6 protein-coding genes are annotated in these 7,210 nt (G+C 27.1%); all 6 read right to left on the bottom strand.

Going from position 1 to position 7,210, the window contains the following annotated elements:
- Positions 1 to 134 precede the first annotated feature (134 nt).
- The gene (gene cls, locus Q0Y03_RS09515) at positions 135 to 1,568 is read right to left on the bottom strand and encodes a cardiolipin synthase (RefSeq protein ID WP_297713589.1); all 1,434 of its coding nucleotides are present in this window, start codon (positions 1,566 to 1,568) and stop codon (positions 135 to 137) included.
- 83 nt (positions 1,569 to 1,651) lie between these two features.
- A complete protein-coding gene (locus Q0Y03_RS09510) occupies positions 1,652 to 2,026 on the bottom strand; it encodes a DUF6262 family protein (RefSeq protein ID WP_133017094.1) in 375 nt (124 codons plus the stop codon).
- Entirely contained in the window at positions 2,026 to 4,011 is a 1,986-nt protein-coding gene (locus Q0Y03_RS09505; RefSeq protein WP_133017093.1) for a tyrosine-type recombinase/integrase, read from the bottom strand. The genes Q0Y03_RS09510 and Q0Y03_RS09505 overlap by 1 nt, the downstream gene beginning before the upstream one ends.
- Entirely contained in the window at positions 4,004 to 5,131 is a 1,128-nt protein-coding gene (locus Q0Y03_RS09500; protein ID WP_133017095.1) for a tyrosine-type recombinase/integrase, read from the bottom strand. The genes Q0Y03_RS09505 and Q0Y03_RS09500 overlap by 8 nt, the downstream gene beginning before the upstream one ends.
- A gap of 322 nt (positions 5,132 to 5,453) precedes the next feature.
- Positions 5,454 to 6,338, bottom strand: coding sequence for a carbohydrate ABC transporter permease (locus Q0Y03_RS09495; protein ID WP_297713587.1), 885 nt, complete (start codon positions 6,336 to 6,338; stop codon positions 5,454 to 5,456).
- Positions 6,338 to 7,201: a sugar ABC transporter permease gene (locus Q0Y03_RS09490; RefSeq protein ID WP_297713586.1), complete on the bottom strand. Its 864-nt coding sequence runs from the start codon at positions 7,199 to 7,201 to the stop codon at positions 6,338 to 6,340. Before Q0Y03_RS09490 ends, Q0Y03_RS09495 begins: the two co-directional genes overlap by 1 nt.
- Positions 7,202 to 7,210 lie beyond the last annotated feature (9 nt).

The following is a 7,210-nucleotide window of genomic DNA, read 5'->3' as shown; positions in this document are numbered from 1 at the left end:
TTAGGAGCTTCGAAGCTTTAGTAGATTTTATGGAAATAATAATATAAATTCTTAGTGAAATTATATTCCTTCCTGGAGATTATATAATCAATTTTTTCGGCATCACGGCATTCAAGCTCTAACGAACAATTTAGTTATAATATGTCGGAGAATAGTCTAGATAGTGATTCTTTGATCTTTACTACTCTACTTCTATTTTGATATTTTTCTAATGTTAATTCTTCACATTTTGATATATCTTTTTCGAATTCATTCTTTTGCTGTTTTGATATAGCTTCTGAATAAATAAAAGCATTAACTTCAAAGTTTAATTCAAAGCTTCTAGTATCCATATTAGCCGTTCCTATTGAACAAATTTCATCATCGATAACTATAGTCTTAGCATGAAGAAAAGCGTTTTTATCGTAATGATATATTTTAATTCCGTATTCTAATAATTCTCCAGCATAAACTAAATTTGCCCAATATACAAAGGGATGATCGCCCTTTCCTGGTATCATTATTCTTACATCAACTCCTGATGCTGAAGCTAATTTTAAACTATCTGCTATGCTTTTATCAATAATTAAATAAGGTGATTGAATATATAAATATTCTTTAGCTCTTTGAATCATTTTTAGATATGCTAACTTAATTTCATATCTATCACTTAAATTCGGCCCGCTTGATACTATTTGCATTCCTGTATTAGGTTCTCCAATATTTTCATCACTAACTTCCAATACATAACTTAAATCTACTTCTTCTTTGGTTGCATATCTCCAATCGGCTAAAAATCTTAAGTTTAAATCTTTTACTGCACTTCCCTTAAACTTAATATGAGTATCTCTCCAATATCCAAACTTTTCACTATTTCCTAAATATTCATCTCCAACATTGAATCCACCAATAAATCCAACTTTATTATCTATAACAACTATTTTTCTATGATTTCTAAAGTTCATGTTAAGATTAATAAACTTTAACCAAGACGGAAAGAACTCCCCAGTTTTTCCACCAACCGCTTTTAATTTCTTTAATACATCTCTGTTCAACAATCTACTTCCAACAGAATCATATAATAATCTGACTTCAACTCCATTTTTAGCTTTTTCTTCTAATATATCTAATATCTTTGTTCCTATTTCATCATTTTTAAATATATAAAACTCTATATTTATGCTTTTTTTAGCTTTATTAAGACTTTTAAGTAATTCATCAAAAAATTCTTTTCCATCTGAATACATGCAAACTTCATTATCATTTCTATATGGTGAATAATCTATAGTTTCTAAAGCCATTATCATATCAATATTTTCTACTGGTATTTGGCTTCTTTCTTTTACTTGTCTATTATATTTCTCTAGAACTTTTGCTTCTGCATTTTTAATTCCAAACATATTTGATTTATTCATTTTTCTTCCAACAAGTAAAAATACTATAAATCCTATAAAAGGTGCTATGTATAAAATTAATGTCCAAGCTATAATATTATTAGGAGAACGTCTTTCCTTAAATATCATATAAACTATGGTTAATAAGTTTATAATATGTATTAACACAGTTAAAAATTTAAACACTTTATTCATCTCCTTTGTATATCTCGTGTACATGCTTGTACACAGACGTAATTTACTTATTTTATACGTAGACTACATATAAACAATGTAGTCTACATTTTTTCATACAATTTACCTCTAAGAACTTCTAATTGTTCTTTGAGCTTTTTATTTTCTTGTTCTAATTCTTTTATTTTTTTATCTTTAGCTAATATAATAATATCCTTTGATTTAGAAGTTTTATCATACTTAGCTCTTTTGTTCATAGTTTTACTTAGTTGCTTCTGACGAAGCTCCTCGATTCTATTTTTAACTTCTTCATTGTTATAAAGATAAGTTTTAGATACTCCACTTAACTGAGAAACACTATTAAAGTTAATTTTTTGTTCCGATAACGAAAGTTCTCTAATAGCTTTATCAACTTTTTCTAAAGTTATTTTACTTTTCTGTTTTGCATACTCTCTTAATCCTTTAGTGCTTCCAGGCATCATGAATCCTCTCTTGACTTACCGTTTTTATGAACTAACTTTTGTTCCTTTATCTTTTGTAGGGTTTCTTCCAATACACGTAAATATTGACTATTCTTTTCAGCCCAAAGTTCTCTACCACATCTATTACTTATTTCAATTTGTTGCTTAACCTTTTCAATTTCTTCTTCATATTCAGGTATATTTTCAATCGTAGTACAGAAACTTGCACAAGTTAGGCAATGGTTCATCTGTTGCTTACAAGGCAATTTAGAGGCTTTAAAGCATACTCCAAAAGGCACTCTTACTGCATCTAAATTCTTTTTAACATATTCATATCTAATAAGATTTTCACCTTCAGTAGAAGATGTATCTACTTCTATAAGTTCATTATTCGTAGTGTCAACTTTAAACAGTTCTAAATCCTCTGTATTCTTCCATTTTTCATATAATACATTTTCCGAAACAGTAGCATAATGAACTGTCATTTGTAAACTTTGATGTCCTAAAATCTGTTGTATAACACTTATTCCCATACCTTGCTCTACATACTCTTTAGCTCTTGTATGTCTTAGAGAATGAAGTCTGAAATGATATAATTCACCATTAGCATCTCTAATATCTTTTTGAACAATTAACCTTTTAATTGTATTTAGTAAAGTTTGCTTCGCTAACGGTTTTCCTTTTAATTTACCTTCATAAGTGTTAAACAAATACTTCTTAGGATTATTTTCTTCTGTGCTTAATTCTTTTGCTTTATCAATAGATTTTTGAACCATTTCCGCAACTTTATCTCTTATAGGAATTTTAAGTTGTGCTATACCCGTTTTAGTTATTTCTCCGCAAAGATAGTAGTTATATTTTTCTTCTTTGTTATTCCATATTTGTTCTAAACAATTATCATATCTAAGATTTAATATATCAGTTCCACGCCAACCCGTTTCACGAAGTAAAATATAAATAGGTATAAACTGTGGTCTATCTAAATCCATAATATTACTATCTAATTGCTTTAAGATAGGCTCTGGAACAAACTTTGCCTTTTTTACTTCATCTTTATTTAGTTCTCTTTTAGGAATATCATCTTGAAATATAATAAATGATACTTCTTTTTGAGGAGCTTTGTCATATTGAGCTATTTGAATATATTCCAAAAACGTTCTGATATAAGATATAAACTTACTTTTATAAGTAGCATTTTTATCTTTATAATCATTATTAACCCAATATATATAGTTTTCTATATCTTGTCTTGATAGGCTTTCTATAAACCCATCTGTATATCCATTTGAATAAAATTTTTCAAAGAAATAATTCAAATTATTTAATATTTGAAAACAATGATTCCAACTTTTTTTAGTTATAATTGTTTTAAAATATCTTTTTACAGTTCCTCTATAATAGGCTGGTATTTTAGTAAAGTTAATAGAATTGTACGTTCCTGTAACCGCTCCACTTGCAGGAATTTTAGCACCTACAATGTTCTTTGAATACCATATATCTTTTTCAGTTTCTTCTCTATCATCGTAGAAATCTTTGATAAAATCTAAAACATATATGATATTATTCATTTCATAAGCGTTGATTTTGCCTTTGTCTGATATCTTAAATCCTACTTCTACAAGGTAATCTTTAAACTTAAATTTAAAATTATTTGTATCTACATCATTAAAACTTTTATATTTTGAATAATTCTTATTTAAGAAACTATTGAAATGTTTCAATGATGAAGATAAACAAGCTATATAAGAACTTTTAAGTAAATTATTTTTAAAACTATAAATAAAATAGAACTTTAATTCATTTTTTACCACTTCATTACTTATATTTGAAAAATTTATATATCTAATATTTCTTATTACTTTCCCAATAAAGAAATCTTTCGTAACATCCCACTTATCATTATTTAACCAATACCCATTATCTTGGCTAAGATATTCTATTATTTCATCATATTTACTTTGTTGATTACTCTTTATCTCTTGTAAATTTTTCACTTTATTCATCCCCTTCGTTATAAATATCCAAATCTAAATTAGGTCGAGTTCTATTGAACTCTTCGGTTATTTCTTCATCAGAAGGGTGTATATAAGTGTTTAAAGTAGTATAAATATTTTTATGTCCTGCTCTTATTCTTAATAGTTCAGGTTGCCATCCAGCCATTCTTAATAATGTCAAAGAACTGTGTCTAAACATATGTGGAGTAGCGTATATACCTGTTACTTTTTTTAACGTTCTAAATAAATTATCTACGTCAGTATAATTCATAGGTTTATATCTATTACTTCCACTAAGTTTGATAAATATATGGTTAGTTTCAACTTCTTCTGTGTGATATTCTGCTATATATTCCATAAACATATCTGCTAAATTTTGAGATATATCTATTCTTCTTGGACTTGATACTGTTTTTATTTCAGCATTATTTTCAAGTTCACCTCGGTCTTGTAAATCTATAACCATATCACTTATATCGAAGTCCTCTATCCATAAAGATAAGCCTTCGCCTATTCTCATACCAGTTTCATATAATAATGTTAATAGAAACTTATCCCTAAGGTTATTACAGGCTCTTATAAGCGTTCCTATTTCTTCTTTAGATAATGTCTTTGGCTTAGATTTAGGAACTTTCAGTTTTAATATATTACTTGTTACTTTCTTTTTCTCATGTGCTATTCCATATAAAAAACCTTTAAAGTTTCTACTTGGAGTAGATACAAAATTTTTAAGCCTATCTGATATATTATTGTTATATTCCTCATGTCTTAAAATATAATCATAGAAAGTTAACACAGTATTTATAACAATATTTACTGTTCGTGGACTTCTTGCTGTATCAGTAGGTCGTACTGGTATAACTTTTAAACTCTTATAAGGATTTTGTAACCAATTAACAAATAAAGCTAAATCATCTATTGTAACATCTTGAAAATTAATTTCTCGTTGTTCCAAATATTCAAAGTATAACTTTAAATGTTGACAGTACATTCTTAAAGTATTTCTTGAGTAGTTTGTATTATCTTTAAATCTAATAAATTTCAATACTGCTTCAATAGGTAATCCGTCACTATCTGCAAGATAATATCTTTCTTTACCTTCATCAGTTTTTACCTTTACTACTTCCATACTCATTCTTCACTCCTATAGCTATTTCTTTTCTAACCATAGTGTTTACTATCTTAACTACTTTTATTACAACTATTTATTCTGTACTCTTCGTTATTTTTCTCTATGAAAGTATTATTTAAATTTACTATAAATACGGTTTAGTTTCCTACACTATATTTCTTTATAAATTATTTTTAACTAAATATTATGTATTTATAATTTTATTACAGTATATATTAATTCATAGACTTTTATCAAATTTATAATAAAATAAACCTTTATTATCCAATATACTTAAATTCAATAAATATATTTTCTAACAAAGGTTTCATTTTAAAATTTACTTTATTGCACCCTTAGTTACCCCATTTATAATCCACTTTTGAGCGAATAAATAGAATACTAATAGTGGTAATAATGCTAAAAGATATGATGCAAATGCTACATTATAATTTGTCCCAAACTTAGATTGGAATATATATTGAGCTAATGGTAAAGTTGCTGCACTTTGATCACTTAATATTACAAGTGGCATCATTACATCATTCCAAGCCCAAAGAGCTGTCATAATTCCCACAGTTGCATGCATTGGTTTTAATAATGGGAATATAATTTTCCAGAAAACAGTCCATTGTTTAGCACCATCAACATATGCTGCTTCTTCTAACTCAAGTGGAATATTTTTTAAATAACCAACATAAAGCAAGGTATTCATAGATATCCCAAATACAATATAAAGAATTATCATACCAATTTTATTATCTAAATTGAAGAAACTTACTTGTTTAACTAAAGGTAACATTAACATTGAAAAAGGTACAAACATTGCACTTACAAAGTAGAAGTATACAAATTTATAAAACTTCTTATGCATGTTTCTTGCAATAGCATATGCAACTAATGAATTAGTAACTATAGTTACTATTACAGCACCTGCTGTTATAATTAAACTATTCATTATTGTATGAAAGAAATTAGTCATCTCAATTGCTTGTCCAAAATTACTAAAGCTCCATGTCTTAGGTAATGACAAAACATTCCCCATCATTTCTGATGGTTGTTTAAATGCAATAACAATAGTTATATAAAGTGGAAATAATATTGTTAATGAACAAACAATAAGTAATATTGTAATTGGCCAATTAATTTTTCCATAATCCTTTTTTATAAAAGATTTTCTCTTTATTTTTGTTGCATTACCAGATTTTAAACTTAATTCTGCCATTATAGTTGAACCTCCCTTTTTTCTAATATCTTAATTTGGAATAATGATATAGCTACAATAACTATAAAATATACTACTGAATTTGCTGATTGATATCCAAATTGACTTCCACCAAATCCAGCCTTATATATAAACATAGAAATTGATTCTGTTGACTGTGCAGGTCCACCACCTGTTAATGACATAATTTGATCAAATACCATTAAGAAGTTTTTCATACATAAAACCATATTTATTGTAAAGAATGGTGCAATTAACGGGAATGTAATCTTTCTAAATTGAAGCCATTTACCAGCACCATCAATTCCACTTGCTTCATAAACATCATCCGGAATAGTTTGAAGTCCTGAAATATAAATTATAGTATTAAAAGCTATTGATTGCCATGCAACTACAATTACTACACCTACCCATGCTAAACTTGTACTTCCAAGTATACTCTTACTAAGAACTTCACTTCCCATAACCTCTCCTAGTTTAGGAATTATAAATGTAAAAATATAATTAAATATATATCCTACAATTAGTCCACCTAAAATATTCGGTAAGAAATATAATCCCCTTAAAGTAGTTTTGAACTTTATCTTTGAATTTAAAGCTAATGCTAATGCTAAACTTATTATATTTACTATTATTGTTGTAACTATAGCAAATTTAAAAGTAAACATATATGAATTTAATACTCTTGAATCCGTAAATAAATCCTTAAAGTTCATTAATCCAACAAAATCAAAATCTCCAAATCCTCTAAAATTTGTGAAACTATACATTACCCCTTTTAATAATGGGAATGTGTGGAACAAGAAAAATACAATTATCATTGGTATTACTGTTCCTAAGAAAAACATATCTCTTTTCTTCATTTCTAATCA

Origin of the sequence: Clostridium sp., assembly GCF_026168755.1 — a bacterium.
GTDB lineage: Bacteria > Bacillota > Clostridia > Clostridiales > Clostridiaceae > Clostridium.
This window is presented reverse-complemented; position numbering and strand designations above follow the sequence as displayed.